Source organism: Streptomyces sp. SJL17-4 (assembly GCF_036826855.1).
In the GTDB taxonomy this organism is placed as follows: domain Bacteria; phylum Actinomycetota; class Actinomycetes; order Streptomycetales; family Streptomycetaceae; genus Streptomyces.
This window is the reverse complement of record NZ_CP104578.1, coordinates 7708880-7733415: the sequence shown is the minus strand read 5'-3', so window position 1 is coordinate 7733415 and position 24536 is coordinate 7708880. Positions and strand designations below refer to the sequence as shown.

The following is a 24536-nucleotide window of genomic DNA, read 5'->3' as shown; positions in this document are numbered from 1 at the left end:
GTGTGCGTCGCTGTGAGTGGTGATCACTCGCGGCGACAAGATGAATATATCAGGGCTCTGACCTGCACTTCACCTCCGTTTCCGCCCCCCGGGCGGGGCGAGCGCCCCGCCCGCGGCGGTGGCGGCCGTCCCTGCTCCCCCGGCCTCAGCCGCCCGCGAGTTCTCCGCTGAGCCTGCCGTGCAGCGCCGCGCTCGGGTCGTTCAGGCCGGTGATCTCCACGGTCTTGCCGCGCTGCGCGTACTTCGTCTCGATCGCGTCGAGGACGGCGACGGACGAGGCGTCCCAGATGTGGGCCGCCGAGAGGTCGATGACGACCCGGTCGGGGTCCGTGGCGTACGCGAACCGGCCCACGAGTTCGTTGGCCGAGGCGAAGAACAGCGCGCCCGTCACCCGGTAGACCACGGTCGTGCCGTCGGGGTCGGTCACGGCGGTCACCTCGGCGTGGTGGGCCACCCGTCGGGCGAAGATCACCATGGCGGTGACCGAGCCCGCGACCACCCCGACGGCGAGGTTGTGCGTGGCGATCACGCACACCACGGTGATCACCATGACGGCGATCTCCCCGACGGGCATGCGCCTGAGGGTCGCCGGGGCGATCGAGTGCCAGTCGAAGGTCGCGAAACACACCATCACCATGACGGCGACCAGGGCGGCCATGGGGATGTCGGAGACGACCGGTCCGAAGACGATGCAGAGCACCATGAGAAAGGCGCCCGCGAGGAACGTGGACAGCCGGGTCCGGGCGCCCGACACCTTCACGTTGATCATCGTCTGGCCGATCATGGCGCAGCCGCCCATGCCGCCGAAGAAGCCGGTGACGATGTTGGCGATGCCCTGGCCGATGGACTCGCGGGTCTTGTCGGAGCGGGTGTCGGTGATGTCGTCGACGAGCCTCGCGGTCATCAGGGACTCCATCAGACCGACAAGGGCCATGGCGAAGGCATACGGCGCGATCGTCATCAGCGTGTCCGGGGTGAACGGCACGTCCGGCAGGCCGGGCGTCGGCAGGGAGGACGGCAGCTCGCCCTTGTCCCCGACCGTGGGTACGGCGATCCCGGCGGCCACGGTCACGGCGGTGAGGACCACGATGGACACCAGGGGCGCGGGGATCACCGTGGTGACCTTCGGGAGGAACACCATGAGGAGCAGGCCGGCCGCCAGGAGCGGATAGACGGCCCAGGGGACGTTCCTCAGCTCGGACACCTGGGTCATGAAGACCAGGACGGCCAGCGCGTTCACGAACCCGACCATCACCGAGCGCGGGATGAACCGCATCAGCTTCGCCACCCCGAGCGCGCCCATGACCACCTGGATGACGCCGGCCAGGATGACGGCGGCGATCAGGTACCCGAGCCCGTGCTCACGGTTGAGCGGTGCGATGACGAGCGCGACGGCACCGGTCGCGGCGGAGATCATCGCCCGGCGTCCGCCGACGATCGCGATGGTCACGGCCATGGTGAAGGACGCGAACAGGCCGATCGCGGGATCGACCCCGGCGATGATCGAGAAGGAGATCGCCTCGGGGATCAGCGCGAGGGCGACGACCAGGCCGGCCAGCACCTCGGTGCGCCAGACCTTGGGATCGGTCAGCCAGTCGGGACGCAGACGCGCGACGGAAACACGGGCGGGCGAAGAGGACAAAGGAAGGGGAACCTGTCACGCGTGGGCACGCCCCGCGGTGGACGGGGCCGGGGCGTGCGGGGAAGGACGCCGGGGGCACCGTCGGCCCCGACATGACGAAGGCGGGGCCGCAGCCTGCCGCCCTCGCCGGTGGCGATTCTACCGGGGCCGGTCACGGGGACGGGCTGCACGCACGAGCACCACGTCCGCCGCGAGCACTCCGGGTGCCGGCGGGAGCACCATGGGTGATGGCGGGAGCACCACGGGCGCCGGCCGCGGGCACCACGGGCGCCGGCCGCGGGCACCACGGGTGCCGGCCGCGGGCACCACGGGTGCCGGCCGCGGGCCTCCGCGGCCGGCACACCCTCGCGTACGGACCGGGGCCGGGGCGGTCACGGCCCGGCCCGGCCCGGCCCGCCCGACCCGGCCCCGGTCGACGGGACCTTACGGGGCCATCTCGTACGTGCCCGACAGGGCCTCGACGCGCTGCCAGACCCGGCCCGAGCGGGCCTCGTCGACGACCGGGCGCCGGACGGCTCCCAAGGCCCACGCCTGCTGCTGCTCGGTGGCGGAGTCCTTGCCGTGCAGCTCGATCGCGTGGGCGGAGAAGTCCCGTACGAGCACGGCGAACAGCTCGTCGAGGACGTCCTCGTCGAGTTCCGTCAGGCGGGCCTGCTCCAGGACCAACTGGCCGTGGACGACGAGCGCGAAGAGCTGGCCGACGGCGAGGAGGAGGTCGAGGTCGCGGCTCTGCGCCTCGTCGGGCGCGGCGGTGCGGACGAACTCGCAGAGCGCGTCGGCCTGTTCGCGGAAACGGGCGACGTTCGGCACTCCCGCGTACGAGTCGTACGCCGGGCGCCAGTCGTGGAAGCGGACGGACCCCAGACCGCGGGCCGGTCCCTGCCGGAAGAGGAAGGTGTCGTCGGCCGCGTCCAGCCGGGTCGGCACGGGCTCGTAGTCGGCCGGAGCGAGGAGGTGGTTCCGCATGAACTTCAGGATCAGCGCCAGGTTGACGTGGACCGTGCCCTCCAGCTTCGGGAGGCCGCGGATCTCGATCGCCGCCTGGGCGAAGTAGTTGTCCTTCTCGAAGCCCTTGGCGGCGATGACGTCCCACATCAGGTCGATGACCTTCTCGCCCTCCGTGGTCACCTTCATCTTCGTCATCGGGTTGAAGAGGAGGTAGCGGCGGTCGTCGGGACCGGCGGAGCGGAAGTAGTCGACGGCGCGGTCGCTGAACAGCTTCATGCCGACGAGACGGACGTACGCGTCGGCCAGCTCGCGCCGCACGTGCGGGAAGGCGGTGACGGGGCGGCCGTAGAGGATGCGGTTCTGGGCGTGGGTGACGGCCTCGTACATCGCGTGCTCGCAGATGCCGATCGAGGCGGTGCACAGGTTGAACTTGCCGACGTTGACGGTGTTGAGGGCGGCGTCGAAGGCGGCGCGGCCGGTGTGCAGGACGTCCGCGGCGGCGACCGGGTAGTCCTCCAGACGGAACTCGCTGACGTACTTCGAGGAGTCGACGACGTTCTTGACGAGGTGGTACGCGGGGTGGCGGCTGTCGGCGGCGAAGAAGACGTAACCGTCGGGGCCCTCGACGTCGGTGCGGCGGCCGAAGACGGAGACGAGTCCGGCGGCGTTGCCGTTGCCGATGTAGTACTTGGAACCGGTGGCGCGGAAGCCGCCGTCGGCCCCGGGCTCCAGGAGCATGTCGGTGGAGTAGATGTCGGCGCCGTGGGTCTTCTCGGAGAGACCGAAGGCGAACACCTCACCCTGGGCGAGCAGTTCGGCGGCTCGGGCGCGGGCGGCGGCGTTGTCGCTCTGCCAGACCGGGCCGAGGCCGAGGATGGTGACCTGCCAGGCGTACCAGTAGTCGAGGCCGTAGAAGCCGAGGATCTCGTTGAGGGCGGCGATCCGGGCGGTGTCCCAGCGCTTGTCCTGGCCACCGTCGGAGCCGTCGGCCCCGGCCTCGGCGGACGGCGTCAGGAAGGTCTCGAAGAGGCCCTCCTTGGCGGAGAAGGCGAGGAAGTCGCCCAGCCAGGCCCGCGTGCGGTAGTCCTCGATCAGACGGCGCTTGCCGCGCGCCTCGAACCAGTCGACGGTGGCGCGGAGCAGCCGCCGGGTCTCGGGGTCGAAGTGCGCCGGGTCGTAGGTGTGCGGGTTGAACAGCAGCGAGTCGGCCATGGGCTCCGTCTTTCGGTCCGGTGGAATGCGGCGGGGTGCGGTGGAGTGGGGTGCGGTGGTCGTGGCGGTTCGAGGGCGCCTCTCAGCGCGCGGCGGCGAGCCGGTGGAGGGTGGCGAGGACGTCGTCGAGCCAGGCGAGCGTCATCCGCTCGTACGCGATGCCACCGCGCAGGACGACGTGCTGGAGCTCCCGGCCGGCGTCGAGCGGTCCGGAGGCGGCGGGCGCCTCCGGACCCGGCCTCGGCCCCGGCCCCGGCCCCGGGAAGTCGCGTGCCTCGCCGGCCAGGTAGTGGGCGAGGCGCTCGGTGTGCGTACGCCGGTGCCGCTCCACCTCGTGGATCAGCGCGGCGGGGTCGTCGAAGGCCGCGCCCCGGATCTTCACGGCGAGGTCGTGCCGCATGCTCTCGGGCTCGATGGGCTCGTGGAGCCAGCTGGACAGCACGGCCTGTCCCAGGTCCGCGACGGTGTACTCCTTCTTGTCCGGGCGGCCGTGCTGCGGCACGTCCCGCGCATCGACCCAGCCGTCGCTCTCCATCCGCTTGAGCACGCGGTAGATCTGCTGATGGCTGGCGGTCCAGAAGTACCCGATGGACCGCTCGAAGCGCCGGGCCAGCTCGTAGCCGGAACCGGGCTTCTCAAGGAGGGACACAAGAATCGCGTGTTCGATCGCCACACCCGGAATCCTTCTATGCAACTCGTTGCATAGGCAAGCGCGACCGCCCGGGTGAGACGCGGCTCACCCGGCGCCGAGCGGGGAGCGCGCCGTCGGGCTCACCTCCGCTCGGCGGCCTTGTCGAGTTCCTCGTCGAGGGCCATCGCGGCGGTGATGAGGGCGAGGTGGGTGAACGCCTGGGGAAAGTTGCCGAGTTGTTCGCCCGTACGGCCGATCTCCTCCGCGAAGAGTCCGACGTGGTTGGCGTACGTGAGCATCTTGTCCATCGCGTAGCGGGCCTGGTCGAGGCGGCCGGCGCGGGCGAGGGCCTCCACGTAGAGGAAGCTGCAGAGCGAGAAGGTGCCCTCGGAGCCGCGCAGTCCGTCGGGGGACGCCTCGGGGTTGTAGCGGTAGACGAGGCTGTCGGTGACGAGCTCGCGATCCATGGCGTCGAGGGTGGCGAGCCACGAGGGCGCCTTCGGCGAGATGAAGCCGACGAGCGGCATGAGCAGCAGGGACGCGTCGAGCACCTCGCTGCCGTAGTGCTGGACGAAGGCCTTGCGCTCGGGGTTCCAGCCTCGTTCCATCACCTGGACGAGGATCGCGTCGCGCTGCGCGGTCCAGCGCGCGAGGTCGGCGGGGCGGGCGTACTCGGTGGCGAGGCGGACGCCGCGGTCGAGGGCCACCCAGCACATCATCCGGCTGTACGTGAAGTCCTTGCGTCCGCCGCGCGTCTCCCAGATCCCCTCGTCGGGGCGGTCCCAGTGGTCGCAGAGCCAGTCGATCAGCGCGGCGAACCCCTTCCATCCCTCGTAGCCGGCGAGTTCGGCCAGGTCCGGCGAGTGGGTCATCGCGTAGGCGAACTCGCCGTAGATGTCGAGCTGAAGCTGGTCGGCGGCCCCGTTCCCGGCCCGTACGGGGGAGGAGTCGCGGTAGCCGGACAGATGCGCCAGGACCTCCTCGGACAGCTGCGGATCGCCGTCGACCCGGTACATGATCTGCATCGGCTCGCCGCCGGGCGGGCGCGCGGCGCGGCCCCGGTCGCCGAGCCAGCGACGGAAGGCGTCGGCCTCCTCGATGTACCCGAGGTCGAGCAGGACCCGCACCGAGAACGACGCGTCACGGATCCAGGTGTAGCGGTAGTCCCAGTTCCGTTCGCCGCCGATCTGCTCGGGGAGCCCCATGGTCGGGGCGGCGACCGGGGCGCCGGACGGGGCGTAGATGAGCAGCTTGAGCGTGATGGCCGAGCGGTTGACCATGCTCTGCCAGCGGCCCCGGTAGCGGCACCGGCGCATCCAGCCGTGCCAGAAGACGCGGGTCTCCTCCAGTGCCGCCTCCAGGGCCTTCTCCGTGATCGGCTCGGGGGCGGCGGCTCCCGGGGCGGAGGTCTCCAGGACGATGCCGGCGGTCTGGCCGTGCCGGAGGGTGACGGTGGCGCGGACGTCCTGCCCATCGGCTTCCAGGGGGACGCTGCTCCGCAGGTGGACGTCGAGGTCGGGGCCGTGGAAGGTGGCGGCGGCGCCGTCGAGCGTGAGGGTGTGGGGCGCTCGCCCGTAGTCGAAGCGCGGCCGGCACGCGAGGTCGAAGGTGAGGCTGCCGCGCACCACCCGCAGGGCCCGCACCAGGCGGTGCCGGTCGGTGGGTACGTCCGGCCGCTCGTTCACCGGCATGAAGTCGACGACCTCGCCCACCCCCTCCGGAGTGAGGAACCTGGTGATCAGGACGGCCGTGTCGGGCAGGTAGAGCTGGCGGACGGTGACGTCGTCGTGCACGGGAGCGATGGTGAAGTGGCCGCCGCGCTCCTGGTCGAGCAGCGAGGCGAAGATGCTCGGCGAGTCGAATCGGGGCGCGCAGAACCAGTCGACGGAGCCGTCGTCGGAGATCAGGGCGGCGCTCTGCAGGTCGCCGATCAGTCCGTGGTTGGCGATCGGGGGGTACTCGGGCACGAGCGACCTCGATTTCTCCCGCGGCTCCGGGCCTTCGGTGCCACTCCTCGGGTCCACGCAACCGGTGGCCGGTCGGCTCGGCAACGCGGAGGGACCGACCGGGCGAACCCGGACGTGCCCCCGGCTGCCCTTGTGTGCGCCCCTGTGTGCCCTCTTCCTCACTGTCCGACCGGTCGGTATGTTGCTGCCGGTGATATTGCCGGTGATATCGCCAGTGGCTGCCGAGTTCCCTGGAGGACGTCATGCAAGAGACCCCGTCGGCCGAAGGGCACTGCGACCCCCGCTTCGCCGCCGTTCGGGAGGCCTTCGAGGACAACTTCCGTACGAGGGACGAGCTCGGGGCCGCCGTCACCGTCCAGGTCCACGGTGAGACCGTGGTCGATCTGTGGGCCGGCTGGGCGGACGCCGCCCGCACCCGGCCATGGGAACGCGACACCGTGGTCAACGTCTGGTCCACGACCAAGGGTGTGACCGCGCTCTGCGCCCATCTCCTCGCGGACCGGGGGCTGCTCGATCTGGACGCGCCGGTCGCCACCTACTGGCCGGAGTTCGCCGCCGCGGGCAAGGAGAAGCTTCCCGTACGCCACCTCCTCTCCCATCGTGCCGGGCTGTCCGGCCTGCGCGAGCCGCTCACGCTCGCCGAGTTCTACGACTGGGAGGTGACGACCGCCCGACTCGCGGCGACGGAGCCCTGGTGGGAGCCCGGCACCCGGTCCGGCTACCACGCCATGACGTACGGCTTCCTCGTCGGCGAGGTGATCCGGCGCATCACGGGGCGACTGCCCGGAACCTTCCTCCGCGAGGAGATCACCGGGCCCCTCGGCATCGACTTCACGATCGGCCTGCCGGAGAAGGAAGCGGGCCGGGCCGCCGAGCTCGTCCATACCCGCACCTCGTCCGCGAGCGAACAGGCGGCGATCTTCGCCCGGTTGGAGCCCGCGGCGCAGGCCGCCCTGGCCAACCCGCTCGTGGGTGCCGGCGAGGCCAACAGCCCCGAGTGGCGCGCCGCCGAGCTGCCCGCGGCCAACGGCCACGGGACGGCGCGCGCGGTCGCCCGGCTGTACGGCCTCCTCGCCGGGCCCGGCGCCGCCGGCGAGGACCGGACCCTCTCCGCGGCGGCCGCCGAGAGGGCCCGCGAGGGGCAGGGGGCCTGCCGGGACCTGGTCCTGGGCGCGGGCTTCACCCACGACACGGAGTGCGCCCTCGGCCTCTGGCTCAGCGGCCCCCATGCCTCGTACGGCCCGAATCCGCGCGCCTTCGGCCACGACGGCTTCGGTGGTTCCTGCGGCCTGGCCGACCCCGAGTCCGGGGTCTCCCTGGGGTACGTGATGAACCGCATGGGCCCGCACATCGCGGACGACCCCCGGAAGACGGCTCTGGTCGAGGCGGTGTACGCGGCGCTCTGACGTCGCGCCACGACGGGAACCGGCCACGCGGCCGACCCGGACGGAGAGCACGATTCCGGCATTGAGGGGCGGCCACGACCGGACCACGAGACCGTGGAGGCCCTTCCCGTCTCCACCGAAGAGCCCGCCCACGACCCGGGCGCACCGCCGAGAGCGGGGTCGGCTCTGTGCGGGTGCCACTCCCCCGGCGAGCGTCCGGCGCTCCACCCGTCCGGCCACGGACGCGACGGCACGGGAGACGCCGGATCGGGAGGCCCTCAGGGGCTGAGCTGGGGAATCGGTACGAACCCTTCCGCTTCCCGCCCCGAACCGAACACGCTCGACCCGCATGCCACAGAGTGCTCCTGAAAGACCATCAGTAAATTTCCGCAAGCGTTTGCGCACCCTGCCCGGTCGCTCTCGCCGCGACGCCCCTCCCGACTCGATGGACACCTCCCGACGCTCGACCCCCATGAACGCGCGTAGATAGGCCGAAAGGCGTCCTTGCCGCCAGGCCGCACGGATTCGAGGATTCCCCTGTCGAGATTGACAGGTTCATGGCGAGTCGGACTCCCTCGCCCGGGACCGGCCGGCTCGGCATCGAAGGGACCGCCCACCCAGCGGTTCCCCCCACTCCCCCCCACCGGAGGATCCAGTGAACCTCAAGCGTCTGTCCCCCCTCGGCGGCGCGGCCAAGGGCGCACGGCTGATCGCCGTGGCCTCCGCCCTGCTCGCCGCCTCAGCGCTTGCCGTCCCCGCCTCGTCCGCCGCCACGGCCGTGGAAAGCCGGGCCACCGCCGCCGAGTTGGCCGTCGCCGACCAGGCCGTACGCGGAGCCGATGTGCCCGGCACCGCGTGGTACACCGACCAGGCGACCGGGAAGATCGTCCTCACCGCCGACTCCACCGTCTCCGCCGCAGAGATCGCCAAGATCAAGGACGCGGCCGGCGACCGCGCCGCCAGCCTGGAGATCAAGCGGACACCCGGCACGTTCAACAAGCTCATCGCGGGCGGCCAGGCCATCTACGCGGGCGGCGGGCGCTGCTCGCTCGGCTTCAACGTCCGCAGCGGCTCCACCTACTACGCCCTGACCGCCGGTCACTGCACCAACATCGGCAGCACCTGGTACACCAACTCGTCGAACACCACGGTGCTCGGCACCCGGGCCGGAACCAGCTTCCCGACCAACGACTACGGCATCATCCGGCACTCCAACGCCTCGGCGGCGGACGGCCGCGTCTACCTCTACAACGGCTCGTACCGCGACATCACCGCCGCGGGCAACGCCTCCGTCGGCCAGTCGGTGCAGCGCAGCGGCAGCACCACCGGTCTGCGCGGCGGAACGGTCACCGGCCTCAACGCGACCGTCAACTACGGCGGTGGCGACATCGTCTACGGCATGATCCAGACCAACGTCTGCGCCGAGCCCGGCGACAGCGGCGGCGCGCTCTTCTCCGGCACCACCGCGCTCGGCCTCACCTCCGGCGGCAGCGGCAACTGCTCCAGCGGCGGCACCACGTTCTTCCAGCCGGTGACGGAGGCGCTGAGCGCGTACGGCGTGAGCGTCTTCTAGCCCTCTCCGGTCCCGCACAGCGCGCCCGGGCCGGCGGCCCCCCTCGGGACCGCCGGCCCGGGCAGTCGCCGCCCGCCGTGGGCGGGTTGCCGAGTCAGGTCGCCGAGTCAGGTACAGGGTCAGGTTGCCGAGTCAGCGATCGAGTTCCTTGTGGGCCGTTTCCGGCAGCCGGAGGTACACCGCCGAGGAGACGAGGCACAGGGCGGCGACGTACCAGGGGAAGAGACCGGGGACGTCCCACTCCTTGAAGAGCGTCCCGACATACGGTGCCGTGCCGCCGAAGAGCGCCACCGTCAGCGAGTACGGGAAGCCGATGCCCGCCGCCCGCACCCGTGCGGGGAACATCTCGGCGTTCACGGCCGCCGAGATCGAGGTGAAGCCGGTCAGCAGCACCATGCCCGCGCACTGCACCAGGAGCAGGGAGAGGAACGATCCGTCGAGCGCGCGCAGCAACGGCACCCCGAGGACCGCGAAGCCGATGCCGAAGAAGAGCAGGGACGGCTTGCGGCCGTACCGGTCGGAGAGCAGTCCGCCGAGCGGTTGCAGCAGCGCGAAGAACGCCAGGGAGAGGGTCCCGGCCAGCAGCGCGTCCGCCTTGTCGATACCGGTGTTGAGCTCCGCGTACGTCGGCAGGTAGGAGGTCCACGTGTAGTACGCGAGGGTGCCGCCGGCCGTGATGCCGCCGATCAGCAGCGAGGCGCGGGGGTGGTGACGCAGGGCGTCGAAGAGCCCCGGCCGGGGAGCCTCGCGCTGGGCGACGCTCCGGGTCTCCTCGGCGCCCCGGCGGATCCAGAACCCGGCGAGGCTGAACACCGCGCCGAGGAGGAAGGGGATCCGCCAGCCCCAGCCGTTCATCCGGTCCTCACCGAGCCCGCTGACCAGCAGAGCGGCGATGCCGGAGGCGGCGAGCTGGCCGGCGGAGGTGGAGACGTACTGGAAGGAGGAGAACAGACCGCGCCGTCCGGGGCCCGCCGACTCGACGAGGAACGTGGTCGAGGCCGCGAACTCCCCTCCCACCGACAGCCCTTGAAGAAGTCGGGCGATCACGAGCACGACGGGAGCGAGGACGCCGGCCGCGGCGTACGTCGGGGTGAGCCCGACCAGCAGGCTGCTGCCGCCCATCAGCAGGATCGTCGCGGTGAGGGCGGTCCGCCGTCCGCGCCGGTCGGCGAGTGCCCCCATGAGGAGCCCGCCGACGGGGCGCATGAAGAACCCGACGGCGAAGACGGCGAAGGTCGAGAGGAGGGGGACGAGCGAGTTCCCCGAGCTCTTGGGGAAGACCTGGTTCGCGAGGTAGGCGGCCAGGAAGGTGTACGCGTACCAGTCGTACCACTCCACGGCGTTGCCGACGGAGGCCGCGAGGAGCTGACGTAACGGGCTTCGGGTGGGAGGGAGTCGGGGTACGACTGCGGAGTCGGGGGCGTCGTGACGCGCGGAAGGCGTGTTGGTCATGATCACGCCCTGCCCCGAGGCACCCCGCCGTACGCTTCGGTCGACCGGCACGATTCAGTCGACCGGCCAGGTGTGCGCAGGCGCGTTCAGATGCATGTACTCGATGTACTGCTGCGTCATCCGCCGCAGCGCCTGATGCCGGTCCGCGTGGTCGATGTCGTGGACGTGGTGGAACATCTCGGACTGCCACACCGCGCCGTTGCGGCCGCTGACGCACCGCTGCTCGATGACGCCGAGGAGCGGCTCCCGCCGGGACGCCTCCAGGCCCATCCGTTCGAGGCCGCGGTCCGCGAGCGGCAGCAGGCGCCGCAGGACCAGCTCCGTCACCGGGACCTCGCCCATCCCCGGCCAGTACACCTGGGCGTCGATGCCGTGGCGGGCGGCGGTGTGCAGGTTGTCCTCCGCGGCCGCGAAGGACATCCGTGACCAGACGGGCCGGTCCTCGTCGGCCAGGGCCCGGATGAGCCCGTAGTAGAACGCTCCGTTCGCCAGTGTGTCGGCGACGGTGGGCCCGGCGGGGAGCACCCTGTTCTCCACGCGGAGATGCGGGACGCCGTCGACCACGTCGTAGACGGGGCGGTTCCAGCGGTAGACGGTGCCGTTGTGCAGGGTGAGCTCGGACAGACCCGGGGTTCCGCCCCGGTCGAGCGTCTCCTCCGGGTCCTCGTCGTCGCAGAGGGGCAGCAGCGCCGGGAAGTAGCGCGCGTTCTCCTCGAAGAGGTCGAAGACGGAGGTGATCCACCGCTCGCCGAACCACACCCGCGGCCGTACGCCCTGCACCTTGAGCTCGTCGGGCCGAGTGTCGGTGGCCTGCTCGAAGAGGGGGATGCGGGTCTCGCGCCACAGCTCCTTGGAGAACAGGAACGGCGAGTTCGCCGCCAGGGCCACCTGCACTCCCGCCACGGCCTGCGCGGCGTTCCAGTGGTCCGCGAACTCGTCCGGCGACACCTGGAGGTGGAACTGGGTGCTGGTGCACGCCGCCTCCGGCGTGATCGTCTCCGCATGGGTCCGCAGCCGCTCCACCCCGTCCACGGAGATCAGCAGGTCCTCGCCCCGCGCGGCGAAGATCTGCTCGTTCAGCAGGTGGTAGCGGGGGTTCTCGGAGAGCGACGCGGGGCCCGCGTCCTTGAGCTCCAGGGTCGGCAGGATGCCGATCATCACCAGGTGCGCGCCGACCCCCGCCGCCTGCTGCTCGGCGTGGTTGAGCGCGTCACGGATCTCCTGCTCCCAGGAGTCGGGTCCGCCGCCCGCGCTGAGCCGCCGCGGTTCGAGGTTGATCTCCAGATTGAACCGGCCCAGCTCGGTCGACCAGGCGGGATCCGCGATCGCCTCCAGCACGTCGGTGCTGCGCATGGCCGGTTCGCCGGCGGGGTCCACGAGGTTCAGCTCGATCTCCAGACCGACCTGCGGCCGCTCGAAGTCGAACCGCGACTCACGCAGCATCCGCGCGAACACGTCGAGGCACGCGTGCGTCTTGTTCCGGAACCGGCGACGGTCTTCACGGGTGAACTCCAGCGCCGGAACGTCACGTCCCATCGGGCCCTCCCGAGTCTCGTCGGCACGGACCCCCGCTTTACCAGCGTCCCACTCCCGGGGCCCGCCAACCACCGAGGCGGGTCGGAGGCGCTTCGGGGGAGCGCCCCGCGTGCGGTACTCCGGAAAGCCCCCGGTGCCTGTCGGTCCCCGGGCGTAGGCTTCGTCTCGCCGCTGACGAAGCAGGACAGCGCGACAGGACAGGGGCGGGGGCGCATGACGGCTGGGGCAGCTGAAACGACGACCGGGACGGCCGGGACGACGGAGACGGTGGGGACGACCGGGACACCCGGGTCGACCGGGACACCCGGGACGACCGGAGTGCCCGGGACGACCGGAGTGCCCGGGACGGCGTCGACGTGGGGATCGGCCCTCGATTCGGTCGTCGTGTACGCGCAGGGCGCGCTCTGCCGCCGCCTGGCCCGGGGGACCATGCCCCCGGACGGCCGGGTGCGCGTCACGGGGCTGCCGCGTTCGCTGGACCCCGGCTCGCTGCGGGCCCGGGTCCTGGGCACCTCCGGGGTACGGGTCGCCGAGGCCCGGGTGGAGATCGAGGCCGGACCGCTCGGCGCCGCCTCCGACGTACCGGAGGGATTGCGGCACGAGGTCGAGCGGCTGCGCGACGCGTACGCGGCGGCGGAGGGACGCCGGGACCGACAGCGGAGACTGATCGCGGAGGTCGGTGCGCTGCGTCCGGTACCGCCGCCCCGAAGGCGCGACGACCCGCACCGCCGTACCCCGGTCGACGCGTGGCTGGAGCTCGCCGACTTCGTCGACGGGCGGCTCACCGGACTGCACGCCCGGCTCGCGGAGCTGGAGGAGGAGCTGCTCCACCGCGAGCACGAGTTGTCCGTCGCCGCGGACCGGCTCGCCCGTGCCTCCAGCGCCACCCCTTCGACGCACGTGGGGACCATGGTGTCCGCGGTCCTGACCCTCGTGGCAGCGGGCGGTGACACAGGTACGGAGGGCGCGCTCGAGACCGAGGCGGAGGGCGGGCCTCGGGCCGACGCCGAGCCGGAGTCGTCCGAACTACGGCTGGAACTGGAGTACGGGGTGCCCGGCGCCGTCTGGGTGCCGGCCTACCGTCTCACGCACCGTCAGGGTGACGGCACCGGGCGGCTGGTGCTGCGCGCCTCGGTCGCCCAGCGCACCGGCGAGGACTGGACGGGTGTACGCATCGCCCTGGCCACGGCCGACCTGCGCCGACGCACCGATCTGCCGAAGCTCCGCTCGATCCGCATCGGACGCCGTCAGGCGGCCCCCGCTCCTTCCGGCTGGCGCGAGCCTCCGGCGGGACTCGCCGACCTCTTCGCCGGATACGTGGCGGCGGGCCCTCGCCCTCTCGCGCCACGCGCACCCGGGGCGGCGGCCGGAGCCGCAGCTCCCTGGGACGGCGTCGCCCTGCCCGTTGCGGCCGGGGGTGGCCTCGTACCCGATGCCGTACCGATGCCGCCGCCGCTGACCGCCGGAGGGCCGCCCGTTCCTCCGCCGGCGCCACAGGGCTACGGCGCGCCACCGCCGCCGGCCGGCGGGTACGGCTCGCCCCCGGAGGACGTCCGACGCGAGGCCGCCCCCGCCTTCGCCCACCGGTCCCCGGCCCAGCCGGCCGGCATGCCGCGGGGCCGCGGCGAGGCCTTCGCGGGCGCTCCCGCCCCCGCTGCGATGGCCCCTGCGGCTCCCGCTCCTCCCGGCGCCGCCGCGGCACCGCCACCCCCGCCCCCGCCCGGGCCGCCGCGGCCGAGCGGCGACGAGCTCGACTACGCGGCTCTGGTGCTGTCCGGCCCTGACGAGCCGAGTGCGCGCAGGGGCCGTCTGTTCCCCGCGTCCCCCTTCGACGCGGTGGCGACCGAGTACCGCCGTCGCGCCGATGCCGTGGCCTCGCTGCCGTTGCCCGGACATGCCGTACGGCCGCGCGAGTCGGCGGGATCCTTCGACCACCGCTTCGACGCCGCCGCCCGCGCCGACGTGCCCTCGGACGGCACCTGGCACACCGTCACCGTCGGGGAGATTCCGGTCGGTCTGCGCACCGAGTACCTCTGCGTGCCGTCCTTCGAGCAGACCGTGTACGCGACGCTGGTCCTCTCCAACGCCACGGACCAGGCGCTGCTCGCCGGCCCGGTGGAGGTCGGCGTCGACGACGACTTCCTGCTCACCACCGCGCTGCCCACCCTCGCCCCCGGTGGCGTACGCCGGGTGGGACTCGGACCGGCCGAGGGCATCCGGGTCACCCGCCGCACGCATCTGACCGAGTCGACCGCCGGCCTGCGCAACAACGTCACCGTGCTCGACCATCGCGTCCACGTCGAGCTGGCCAACGGGCTCGCGAGGCCCGTCACGATCGAGATCCGCGAGCGGGTGCCGGTCAGCTCCGACACCGACGTACGCATCGAGGAGCGGGCGGACTGGACGGCGCCCGAGAAAGGCCCGGACGGCGGGGCGTCCGAGCGGCATGCCCCGGGCACCCGCGTGTGGCGGGTGGACCTGCCCGCCGGTGGCACCACCGCCCTCGACGGCGGTTACGAGATTCGCATCCCGGCCGGCAAAGCCCTGGTCGGCGGCAACCGCAGGAGCTGAGACAGACCATGTCCACCGCCTCGAAGACGATCACCGGCGACGGCACGGCCGTGCCGTCGGCCCGCGTGGCCGCAGCCCCCGTCCCCGTGACCGCCGCCCCTGTCACCGCCGTCACCTGCCTGGAGGACCGCGCGCACATCGAGCGCGCCGTCGAGCTCGACCTGGCGGGCGGCGTCCAGCGGCTGCGGCTCGGGCCGGTCAGCGCACTGGCCGTCGACCGCACCCTCCACGCCGAGTTGACCTCCGGTCACCCGGCCACCGTGCTCGACGTACGCCTCGTCCGCAGCTGGGAGCCCCGCGCGCCGCGGCGGCCCGCCGCCGACGACTCCGCGCTGCGCCGTCGCGTCCACGCCCTGGAGGAGGAGCGGGGGACCCTGGAGCAGCGGCGCGACCGGCTCCGGACCCGCCTCGACGTGCTCGGACACCTCACCACCGATGTCCTGCGGGACATCGGCGAAGGCGCCGGCTTCGGGGAGGCCGAAGGGCCGCGCTGGAGCCGCGAACTGGACCGGGTGGACGCCGAGCGCGACACCTACGGCGAGGAACTCCATACCGTTGAAGCCCGGTTGGCCGCACTGGCGGCCGAGCTCGACGAGGTCCGGCGGGCCATGGCCGCCGCCGAGGAGGAGCCCGCCGAGCTGGTGGCCCATGTCGAGCTGACCGTGGAGGCCGCGGCCGCCGGCCCGGTCGGGCTGCGCCTGAGCCACCTCGTCCCGTGCGCGCTGTGGCGGCCCGCCTACCGGGCCGTGCTCGACGGCGCGGCCGTGACCTTCGAGACCGACGCGATGGTCTGGCAGCGCACGGGCGAGGACTGGACCGGCGTCGCGCTGACGCTGTCGACGGCCCGGTCGGCATCGGCCACCGAACCGCCGTCGCTGGGCGAGGACCGGCTGACGCTCAAGGACCGTACGGCGGCGGAGCGGCGCACGGTCGACGTCGAACTGCGCGAGGAGGACATCAGCGAGCTGGGGCCCGTCCCGGTCCTCGGCCTGCCCGGCGTGGACGACGGTGGCGAGACGCGGGTGCTGCACTCCCCCACGCCGGTCTCCGTGCCCTCGGACGGCCGCGCGCACCGGGTGCCGCTCTCCGTCTTCGGTACGGCCGCGGGGAGCGAGTACGCCTGCTCGCCCGAGGTGTCTCCGCTGGTCACCCAGGTGGTCCGGTTCGAGAACCGGTCCGGGCACGCGCTGCTGGCCGGACCCGTCGACCTGGTCCGCGGCAGCGGCTTCGTCGGCCGGGGCACGGTCGAGTTCGCCACTCCCGGCGCCCCGGTCGAACTCGCCTTCGGCAGCCGCGACGACCACCGGGTGGTCCGGGAGACGGAGGAGGCCCGGGACACCACCGGGATCACCCAGCGGACGGTGGTCACGCGCACGGTCCGGCTGCACGTGTCCCGGTTCTCGGCTCCCGGGGAGTCGGACGACCGGGTGGTCGTGATCCGGGAGCGGATCCCGGTCTCGGAGGTCTCGGCGGTGGAGGTACGGCTCCGCAAGGAGGCCTGTTCCCCGGCGCCCGACGCGGTCGACGCCGAGGGCATCGCCCGCTGGGAGGTCACCCTGCCGCCCGGCGGACGGCGTACGGTCACGCTGGTGTACGAACTGTCGGCGAGCTCCAAGGTCGCCGGACTCTGACGGGGTCCACGGGGGAGGTCACCCCGGGTTCGACGCCCCCGGCACCCGGCCGGGAGCGCATTCCGGGCACAGTCCCCAGTAGGTGACCTCGGCCTCGGTGACCGCGTAGCCGAAGCGCTCCTCGGCCGGGAGGCCGGCCAGCGCCGCCACGGGGTCGCCGGCCGGATGGACGTCACGCACGATGCCACAGCCGGAGCACACCAGATGCTGGTGGGGATGGTGCGCGTTGGGGTCGTACCGCTTCGCGCGGCCGTGGAGGGAGACCTCCACGACCTCGCCGAGCCGGCCCAGTTCGCCGAGGATGTTGTAGACGGTCGCCCGGGAGATCTCCGGCAGCCGTTCCGCGGCGCGGGCGTGCACCTCGTCGGCCGTCAGGTGGACGTGCTCGCCGTCGAGGACCTCGGCGACGACACGTCGCTGGGAGGTCATGCGCCAGCCCCGCCCCCGCAGCCGCTCCAACAGGTCGCTCATAGGATTTCACCTTTCTCGTACGAATTCCGGGGCCGGGAATGTCGCCGGCCGCCTTGCCGGCCCGCCGGCGCCATTTCATATTCCGCCCGCTTGTTACGCGGCGGTGCCCTGCGTGTTCTCTTAGCAGTGCGGTCCGCAGTGCGCGACCATACGGACGCCGAGTCGCCGTGCTCAACACCTGAAAAGCAGACGACGTCACGAGCATGCGGCCGGCAGACGGAAACATCGCGACAGGAAGAAGGACGTACGTGTCCGGCAGCGAAAGCGAGAACCCGGTAATCTCCGCCCCGGCCCCGAAGGAGACACGTCCCAGGACGAACCGGGACTGGTGGCCGAACCAGCTGGACCTCCAGGTCCTCCATCAGCACTCGCCCCAGGCCAGTCCGATGGACGAGGACTTCGACTACGCGGCGGAGTTCGCGACCCTGGACGTCGACGCGCTGAAGCAGGACGTCCTCGACCTGATGACGGCCTCGCAGGACTGGTGGCCCGCCGACTACGGCCACTACGGGCCGCTCTTCATCCGGATGAGCTGGCACGCGGCGGGGACGTACCGCATCGAGGACGGCCGGGGCGGTGGCGGCTCCGGCGCGCAGCGTTTCGCGCCGCTCAACAGCTGGCCGGACAACGCGAGCCTCGACAAGGCACGCCGACTGCTGTGGCCGGTCAAGCAGAAGTACGGCCGGAAGATCTCCTGGGCCGATCTTCTGGTTTTCGCCGGTAACTGCGCCATGGAATCCATGGGATTCAAGACGTTCGGATTCGGCTTCGGACGGGAGGACATCTGGGAGCCCGACGAGGTCTTCTGGGGTCCCGAGGACACTTGGCTCGGAGATGAGCGCTACCGCGGCGACCGGGAACTCACCGGTCCTTTCGGCGCCGTGCAGATGGGCCTGATCTACGTCAATCCGGAGGGCCCCAACGGCAATCCGGATCCGATCGCCGCGGCCCGGGACATTCGCGAGACGTTCGGCCGCATGGCGATGAACGACGAGGAGACGGCCGCGCTCATCATCGGCGGCCACACCTTCGGCAAGTGTCACGGCGCGGTCGATCCCACGTGTATCGGTCCGGAGCCGGAGGCCGCCCCCATCGAGCAGCAGGCCATCGGCTGGCGCAACACGTGCGGCAGCGGCAAGGGCGGCGACGCGCTCACCAGCGGCCTGGAGGGGGCGTGGACCACCGCGCCGACGAAATGGGACAACGGCTTCCTGGCCAACCTCTTCGGGTACGACTGGGAACTGACGACGAGCCCGGCCGGCGCCCAGCAGTGGACCCCCACGGATCCCTCGGCCCAGGGCACGGTGCCCGACGCCCACGATCCGTCGAAGCGACACGCCCCGATCATGCTGACGACGGATCTGTCGCTGAAGCTCGATCCGGTCTACGGCCCGATCGCGAAGCGCTTCCACGAGAACCCGGACCAGCTCGCGGACGCCTTCGCCCGCGCCTGGTACAAGCTCCTGCACCGTGACATGGGGCCCGTCTCGCGGTACCTCGGCCCGTGGATTCCCGAGCCGCAGCTGTGGCAGGACCCCGTCCCCCCGGTCGATCACGCCCTGGTCACGGACACGGACATCGCCGGCCTGAAGCGCCGGATCCTCGACGCGGGTCTCTCCGTCTCCCGACTGGCCACCACCGCGTGGGCGTCGGCGGCGAGCTTCCGCGGCACGGACAAGCGGGGCGGCGCCAACGGTGCCCGGATCCGGCTCGCGCCGCAGAAGGACTGGGAGGTCAACGCCCTTCCCGAGGTGACCGAGACGGTGGCCGTCCTCGACCGGATCGGGCAGGAGTTCAACGGCTCCCAGGCCGGCGGCGTGCGGATCTCGCTCGCCGACCTGATCGTCCTCGGCGGTTGCGCGGCCGTCGAACAGGCCGCGAAGAGCGCCGGCCACGACATCACGGTCCCGTTCTCGCCGGGGCGCACCGACGCCTCGCAGGAGCAGACCGACGTGGAGTCGTTCGCCGTGCTCGAACCGCGGTCGGACGGGTTCCGCAACTACCTCCGGGCGGGCGAGAAGCTGTCGCCGGAGACCCTTCTCCTCGACCGCGCCAACCTGTTGACGCTGACGGCGCCCGAGATGACCGTCCTCGTCGGCGGTATGCGGGTGCTGGGCACCGGCTTCGGCGCGTCCCGGCACGGGGTGTTCACCGACCGGCCGGAGACCCTGACCAACGACTTCTTCGTGAACCTGCTCGACATGGGCACGGAGTGGAAGCCGTCGACCGCCACCGAGAACGTCTACGAGGGCCGGGACCGCGGCACCGGCGAGGTCAGGTGGACGGCCACCGCGGCCGACCTCGTCTTCGGCTCGAACTCCCAGCTCCGCGCGCTGTCGGAGGTCTACGGGTCCCGGGACGCGGGCGAGAAGTTCGTCCGCGACTTCGTGGCGGCGTGGAACAAGGTGATGAACCTGGACCGGTTCGACCTCTCCTGACCCGGCATCCCGGCCGGCCCCGGCCTGCCCCGGCCTGCCCCGGTCGCTTGTCGGGCGGCCGGGGCAGGCCGGGGCACCTCGGGTGCTCACCCCTCCAGGAGGCGGCGGGCCTCCGCGAGGAGGCGCAGGAGCTCGGTGCGCGCCGGGTCCTCGGATGCGGCGGGCTCCGCCCGGCGAGGTGCGTGGGTGGTGAGGACGTGCAGGGCGACGGCGGCCTGCCGGGCGAAGAGGCTCAGCAGGTCGAGCTCGGACAGACTGGACCGGGCCTGCGGAGACGGATCGAGGACCTCCAGTACGCCGAGGACCCGGTCCCCGTGCACGAGCGGCGCGGCCATCAGGGCGTTCGGGACGAAGCCGGTGGACTTGGCGACGTCCCGGTCGAAGGACGTGCTGTCGTGCAGGTCGTCGACGACCATCGGCTCGCCCGAGGCGGCGACCCAGCCGGCGATCCCCCGGCCCGCCGGGAACCGCCGGCCCACCAGGAACTCCTGTCCCTGCCCGGAGACGGCTTCGAAGACGAGTTCGTCCGCCGCCTCCTCCAGAAGCAGGATGGAGCTCGCCTCGGCGCCGAAGATGGCGCGCGCGGTGTCCACGACCGACTGCAGAAGCTCCGCCATGGCCGGATCGGGCCGGGGCGCGGGTGACATGGCGGGGGCGATCGTCTGGGCCATGGGGGTTCCCTTCCGGCGCCGGTCGTTACCGGCGGCCGTGGACACGGACGTTGGCTGCGGACAGGTACAGGGCGTTCTTCAGCTGGAACGGCGTCAGCCGCGGTCGGCTCGACAGGATGCGCGCGCAGAGCCCGGCGACGAAAGGGGTGGCGAAGCTGTTGCCGGACGTACGGATCGACGTACCGCCGAGCCACGCCACCTGCACCCGCTGGCCCGGGGCGAAGAACTCCACCGGGGGCTCCGGGTTGTAGAGGTGGAGGTCCGGGTCGTCCTCCTGGTGGCTGCCGACCGAGATCACCGAGGAGAAACGCCAGGGAAAGCTCTCCACGTGGGTGTTGTGCGCGGAGGCGACGATCACGGTCTGCTGGAAGTACGCCTCGTCGGCGAGCCGCCTCAGTTCCTCCACGAAGCGGTCGTGGCTGGTGGAGAGGCTGAGGTTCACGACGTCGAAGCGCTGACGGACGGCCCACCTGATCCCTTCGAGGAGGATGTCGCCGCTGCCGGAGAACCGCTCGCCGAGCACCCGGACGCTGGACAGCTCGCAGTCCGGGGCGGCGCGGCGGATGATCCCGGCACAGGCGGTGCCGTGACCGCAGGTATCGCCCTCGTCGGTCTCCTCGACGTGGACGCCGTCGTCGTCCTTGACGACGCGCCAGGACCGGTCGACGGGGCCGACCATGGGGTGGTCCCGTTCGACCCCGGAGTCGACCACGCAGACGCGGACGCCGCGCCCGGTCCCGCCGACCAGTCCGCCCTCGGGCGGCTCCGGTGGCTGGTCGGCCTCCACGGGTACGTCGGCGGGGCCGCGGCCCCGGAGGCCCCAGGTGAGTCCGGGGGCGGAGGTCGGGGCCCCGGCCCTGCCGGGTCGGCCCGCCGGCGCCGGCGGGCTCGGCGGGGCGGGGGCCGACGTCTGGGCCGGTCGCCGGCCAGTGGTCATCGCGGTGCGTCCTTTCCTGAGCCGCCGACCGCCGGGCCGACGGCGTCCGGCCACGGCGGGCGCGCCTGGCAGTACAGGGCGAGGGCCTCGGCCTCGCGGGCGGCGGGGAGGTGGCCCTTGGCGGCGAAGCTCCACCGGGCGCGCGCCGCCGCCTCGGCCGCGTCCTTCGTACGTCCCGACGCGAGGGCCGTACGGGCGGCGTCGAGGGCGGCGAGGCCCTGGACGATGGGCGAGTCGGTACGGACCGCGGTGGCGAGCGCCCGGTCGGCCAGGCGGGTGGCGGTCGCGGCCTCCCCTCGTACCGCGGCGATCCGGGCGCGCAGTCCGTCGAGGTCGGCCGACTCGGCGCGCGGCCGGGCCGCCGCGGGCTGCCCTCCCGGCGGTTCGAGTTCGGCGAGGGTGTCGTGTGCGGTACGCCAGTCGCCGAGGTCGAGGCGGATGCGGGTGGCGTCGAGGAGGGCGTTGCGCAGGAGGCCGGTGGCGCCGAGCGCCCGCGCGGCGGCTGCGGCCCGTTCCAGACTGAGGAGGGCTTCCTCGCGGCGGCCGGACAGGGCGTCGACGGTCGCGGTGAAGAGGGGCAGGAAGGCGTCGGTCTCGGCGTAGCCGAGCCGCTGGGCGAGTTGTTCGGCCTCCGCGAGGCAGGCGAGTGCGCCTTCGCGGTCGTCGTGGAGGGCGAGGACCACGGCCAGCGGGCAGTTGAGCGTCAGCCGAACGGCCCGGCGGCCGGGCCCCTGCTCGGCCAGCAGGGCAGTGCAGCGGGTCACGGCGTCCGCGACGGGCACGGGTCCGCGCCAGAGGGACACCCCCATGGCCCCGAGCGTCGCGGCCCGCTCCGGCTCGGCGTCGGCCCGTACCGCGTGGCCGAGCGCCCGGTCGAGCAGTCGCTCGGCCTCCCGGTGCCGGCCCTGCTCCTGAGCATGCTGGGCGAGCCGCAGACAGGCGCGGGCCTGACCGAACTCGTCACCGGCGGCGGCGAAGACGGGCAGGGTGACGGCGGCGGCCTCGGCCGGCGACTCGCCGCTCGGCGCGGACGGGGCGCGCGTCGCTTCGTCCGCACGGCTCCCTGCCGCGGCCGGCCCGCCGTCCGAACGGTCCGACCGTCCGCCGTCCGACCGGCTGTCGTCCGACCGGCTGCCCTCCGACCGTACGCCGCCCGACCGGCTGTCGTCCGGGCGGCTGCTGTCCGAACGGCTGCTGTCCGGGCGGCCCTCCTCCGTCCGGCTGTCTGCCGATCGGCCGGCGGACGCCAGACCCAGACGGGCGTGCGCGGCCTCCACCGCGTCCGTACGGGAGACGTCCGCCGGAACCTCGGCCAGGACCTCTTCGAGCAGTGCCCGGCCTTCCGTCACGCGCCCCAGGTCGAGCAGCGTCTGGCCGAGTCGTCGTCGCGTCGCCGTACTGCCCGGCTCGCCCGCCATGTACCGGGCCGTGGCCCGGCCCAGCAGGTCGGCGGCCCAGACGGGGTCGGCGTGGGCCAGCGCCAGACGGCCGCCGTCCGCGAGGGCGTCGGCGGCGCGTTGCCGCAGCCCGTCCGTGTGCGCGTCCTGGGCGCCCAGCTCGACGCGGTAGCGGTACGCCTGTTCCAGATGGGCCCCGACGGCGGCGCTGCCGCGCTGCCGGACGGTGTCGAGGCGTGCCGCGCGTTCGTGCCGGTCGGCACGGTCCTGCTTGGACTGGCTGGTGTGGACGACCTCCTGGATCAGCCCGCCGGCGAAGCGGAACGCTCCGCCGTCCGGTCTGATGAGACGGTGCCGGACCAGCCGGTGCAGGGTGGTTCGGAGCTCGGACTCGGTCCACGTCTCGGCGGGATGACCGGCGAGCGCCATGAGTTCGTCGGCGGTGAAATCGCCGCCGAGGACGGACGCGAGGCCGAGGGCCCGTTGTTCGGGCGGATCGAGCGCGTCGATCCGAGCGCCGATCAGGGCCTGGAGGGGCAGCGGGACGCTGTCCGCGTCGACGGGACCGCCCGCGACCAGCAGCTGCTCCAGATGCAGCGGGTTCCCGCCGACCCGCACCAGGACCTGGGGCGCGAGCGGCGCGCTCTCGGCCGTGTGCCCCGTCAGCTCGGCGGCGAGGAGCTGCGCCTCGTCGTCGGAGAGGCCGCCGAGCAGGACGGCGTCCGGGGCGAGGTCGGGCCGTACGTCGAACAGTTGGGGGCGGGTGAGCAGGACGATGAGGACGGCAGCGTCGGTCAGTGCGCGCAGGAGCCGGTCAAGGGCGTCGAAGAGCGGTTGGGCGGCCCCGTGGCAGTCGTCGATCACCAGCACGACGGGCTGCGTCTCGGACACCTCGGCGAGGACCTTGGCGAGCGCCGCGCAGGTGTCCGCCGGGGATGGATTGGGGGTCCCGTCGAGAAGCAGGCCCTGGTGGAGCAGGTCGAGTTCCGGCGAGGGCGCGACGGTGCCGACGCTCTTGAGCAGTCCGGCCACGGCATCGGCGAGCGGCCCGAGACTGGGCTGCTCACCCCGAGTCCGACAGCGGCCGACGCCGTAGCGGGGATCACGGGTGGGGAGCGGTGCGGGGAGCCGTGCTGCCGATGCGTCCGTCCGCCGCCCCGTGGTTGTCGTGCGGTGGAGCCACTCTCGTACCAGGCGGGTCTTCCCCTGGCCCGCCTCTCCGACCACCACCAGGCGCTCCACGCTCCCCACTCGCGCCACCCGGGTCAACGCCTCGTCCATCAGTGCCAGTTCGGGTCCGCGGCCGACGAAGCCGATGTCGAAGCGGCGTAGGGCTTCCGGGTCGTCCTCCTCGTCCACGGCGATCAGGCGGTGCGCCGCCACCCGCTCGCTCTTGCCCTTGAGGAGCAGGGGGCCCGTCTCCGTCGTCCGGATGCCCGGCCCGGCGGCCGCCAGGGTGTCGGGACCGAGCAGGATCTCCCCCGCGGCCGCGTTCTGTTCCAGGCGTGCGGCCACGTTCACCACCTCGCCGGAGACCATGGCCTGCCGCTGCGTGGCCGAACCCGTCACCGCCTGACCGGTGTTGATGCCGATCCGCATCTCAAGGCGTACCCCCACGGCCTCCTCCAGGCGCGCGTTGAACCCGGTGAGCGCCTCCCGCATCGCCAGGGCCGCGGAGGCCGCCCTCCGGGCGTCGTCCTCCCGGACCGTCGGCACGCCGAACACCGCCATCACCGCGTCCCCGATGAACTTCTCCACGGTGCCGCCCTGCTCCTCGATCCGCAGCCGCATCAGGTCGAACCAGCGGAGCGTGACCGACCTCAGGGTCTCCGCGTCCAGGGCCCCCGAGAGCGCGGTGGAGCCCACCAGGTCGCAGAAGAGGACCGTCACCACCTTGCGGCCGGTCGGCCGGGCCGTGACCGGCCCGGAAGCACACGGGCTGCCGCAGGACGGGCAGAACCGGGCTCCGGGCGGCAGTGCGCTCCGGCACGAGGCGCAGGGCATGGGTTCCTCCGGTGGACGGGGGACGAACGGGGCGAGGGGAGGGGACGTCCGAGGCGGCGGTGCGCCCGCG

15 protein-coding genes are annotated in these 24536 nt (G+C 72.7%); 5 read left to right on the top strand and 10 right to left on the bottom strand.

Annotated features, from left to right (window positions below):
• Nucleotides 1-145: 145 nt before the first annotated feature.
• The 4 genes from N5875_RS34735 to N5875_RS34720 all read right to left on the bottom strand — a co-directional run bounded on the left by N5875_RS34735 (nt 146) and on the right by N5875_RS34720 (nt 6400).
• A complete protein-coding gene (locus N5875_RS34735) occupies nt 146-1642 on the bottom strand; it encodes a SulP family inorganic anion transporter (protein WP_318211460.1) in 1497 nt (498 codons plus the stop codon).
• Nucleotides 1643-2065: 423 nt separating this feature from the next.
• Nucleotides 2066-3802 (bottom strand): acyl-CoA dehydrogenase family protein, encoded by a 1737-nt coding sequence (locus N5875_RS34730; protein WP_338498242.1) that lies wholly within the window; start codon nt 3800-3802, stop codon nt 2066-2068.
• Between the two features lie 82 nt (nt 3803-3884).
• Complete coding sequence (locus N5875_RS34725; RefSeq protein ID WP_338498240.1) at nt 3885-4475, bottom strand: PadR family transcriptional regulator; 591 nt, start codon at nt 4473-4475, stop codon at nt 3885-3887.
• Nucleotides 4476-4573: 98 nt separating this feature from the next.
• Entirely contained in the window at nt 4574-6400 is a 1827-nt protein-coding gene (locus tag N5875_RS34720; protein WP_318211457.1) for a glycoside hydrolase family 15 protein, read from the bottom strand.
• A gap of 242 nt (nt 6401-6642) precedes the next feature.
• On the opposite strand from N5875_RS34720, the gene N5875_RS34715 reads away from it, so the two are divergent.
• Both N5875_RS34715 and N5875_RS34710 read left to right on the top strand, forming a co-directional pair.
• Complete coding sequence (locus N5875_RS34715; RefSeq protein ID WP_338498238.1) at nt 6643-7806, top strand: serine hydrolase domain-containing protein; 1164 nt, start codon at nt 6643-6645, stop codon at nt 7804-7806.
• A gap of 634 nt (nt 7807-8440) precedes the next feature.
• On the top strand, nt 8441-9358 hold the full coding sequence (locus N5875_RS34710) for a S1 family peptidase (RefSeq protein WP_318211455.1): 918 nt from the start codon (nt 8441-8443) through the stop codon (nt 9356-9358).
• A gap of 132 nt (nt 9359-9490) precedes the next feature.
• Here N5875_RS34710 and N5875_RS34705 read toward each other — a convergent pair whose 3' ends face one another.
• A complete protein-coding gene (locus tag N5875_RS34705) occupies nt 9491-10810 on the bottom strand; it encodes an MFS transporter (RefSeq protein WP_338498236.1) in 1320 nt (439 codons plus the stop codon).
• Nucleotides 10811-10864: 54 nt separating this feature from the next.
• Nucleotides 10865-12346, bottom strand: coding sequence for a glutamate--cysteine ligase (locus N5875_RS34700; protein WP_318211453.1), 1482 nt, complete (start codon nt 12344-12346; stop codon nt 10865-10867).
• Between the two features lie 318 nt (nt 12347-12664).
• Between N5875_RS34700 and N5875_RS34695 the strand changes: the two genes are divergently transcribed.
• Nucleotides 12665-14917: a DUF4139 domain-containing protein gene (locus tag N5875_RS34695; RefSeq protein WP_338498234.1), complete on the top strand. Its 2253-nt coding sequence runs from the start codon at nt 12665-12667 to the stop codon at nt 14915-14917.
• An 8-nt stretch (nt 14918-14925) separates the two neighbouring features.
• On the top strand, nt 14926-16548 hold the full coding sequence (locus N5875_RS34690; protein ID WP_338498233.1) for a DUF4139 domain-containing protein: 1623 nt from the start codon (nt 14926-14928) through the stop codon (nt 16546-16548).
• 18 nt (nt 16549-16566) lie between these two features.
• Here N5875_RS34690 and N5875_RS34685 read toward each other — a convergent pair whose 3' ends face one another.
• Nucleotides 16567-17019, bottom strand: a complete 453-nt coding sequence (locus N5875_RS34685; RefSeq protein ID WP_338498232.1) for a Fur family transcriptional regulator — start codon at nt 17017-17019, stop codon at nt 16567-16569.
• A 248-nt stretch (nt 17020-17267) separates the two neighbouring features.
• On the opposite strand from N5875_RS34685, the gene katG reads away from it, so the two are divergent.
• The gene (gene katG, locus N5875_RS34680) at nt 17268-19457 is read left to right on the top strand and encodes a catalase/peroxidase HPI (RefSeq protein ID WP_318206304.1); all 2190 of its coding nucleotides are present in this window, start codon (nt 17268-17270) and stop codon (nt 19455-19457) included.
• An 86-nt stretch (nt 19458-19543) separates the two neighbouring features.
• Here katG and N5875_RS34675 read toward each other — a convergent pair whose 3' ends face one another.
• Genes N5875_RS34675 through N5875_RS34665 form a run of 3 tightly spaced genes read right to left on the bottom strand, consistent with a single transcriptional unit; the run spans nt 19544 to nt 24466 of the window.
• Nucleotides 19544-20128, bottom strand: coding sequence for a GAF domain-containing protein (locus N5875_RS34675; protein ID WP_338498231.1), 585 nt, complete (start codon nt 20126-20128; stop codon nt 19544-19546).
• Nucleotides 20129-20153: 25 nt separating this feature from the next.
• Nucleotides 20154-21065: a S8 family serine peptidase gene (locus N5875_RS34670; protein ID WP_318206306.1), complete on the bottom strand. Its 912-nt coding sequence runs from the start codon at nt 21063-21065 to the stop codon at nt 20154-20156.
• The gene (locus tag N5875_RS34665; protein ID WP_338498228.1) at nt 21062-24466 is read right to left on the bottom strand and encodes an adenylate/guanylate cyclase domain-containing protein; all 3405 of its coding nucleotides are present in this window, start codon (nt 24464-24466) and stop codon (nt 21062-21064) included. Before N5875_RS34665 ends, N5875_RS34670 begins: the two co-directional genes overlap by 4 nt.
• Nucleotides 24467-24536 lie beyond the last annotated feature (70 nt).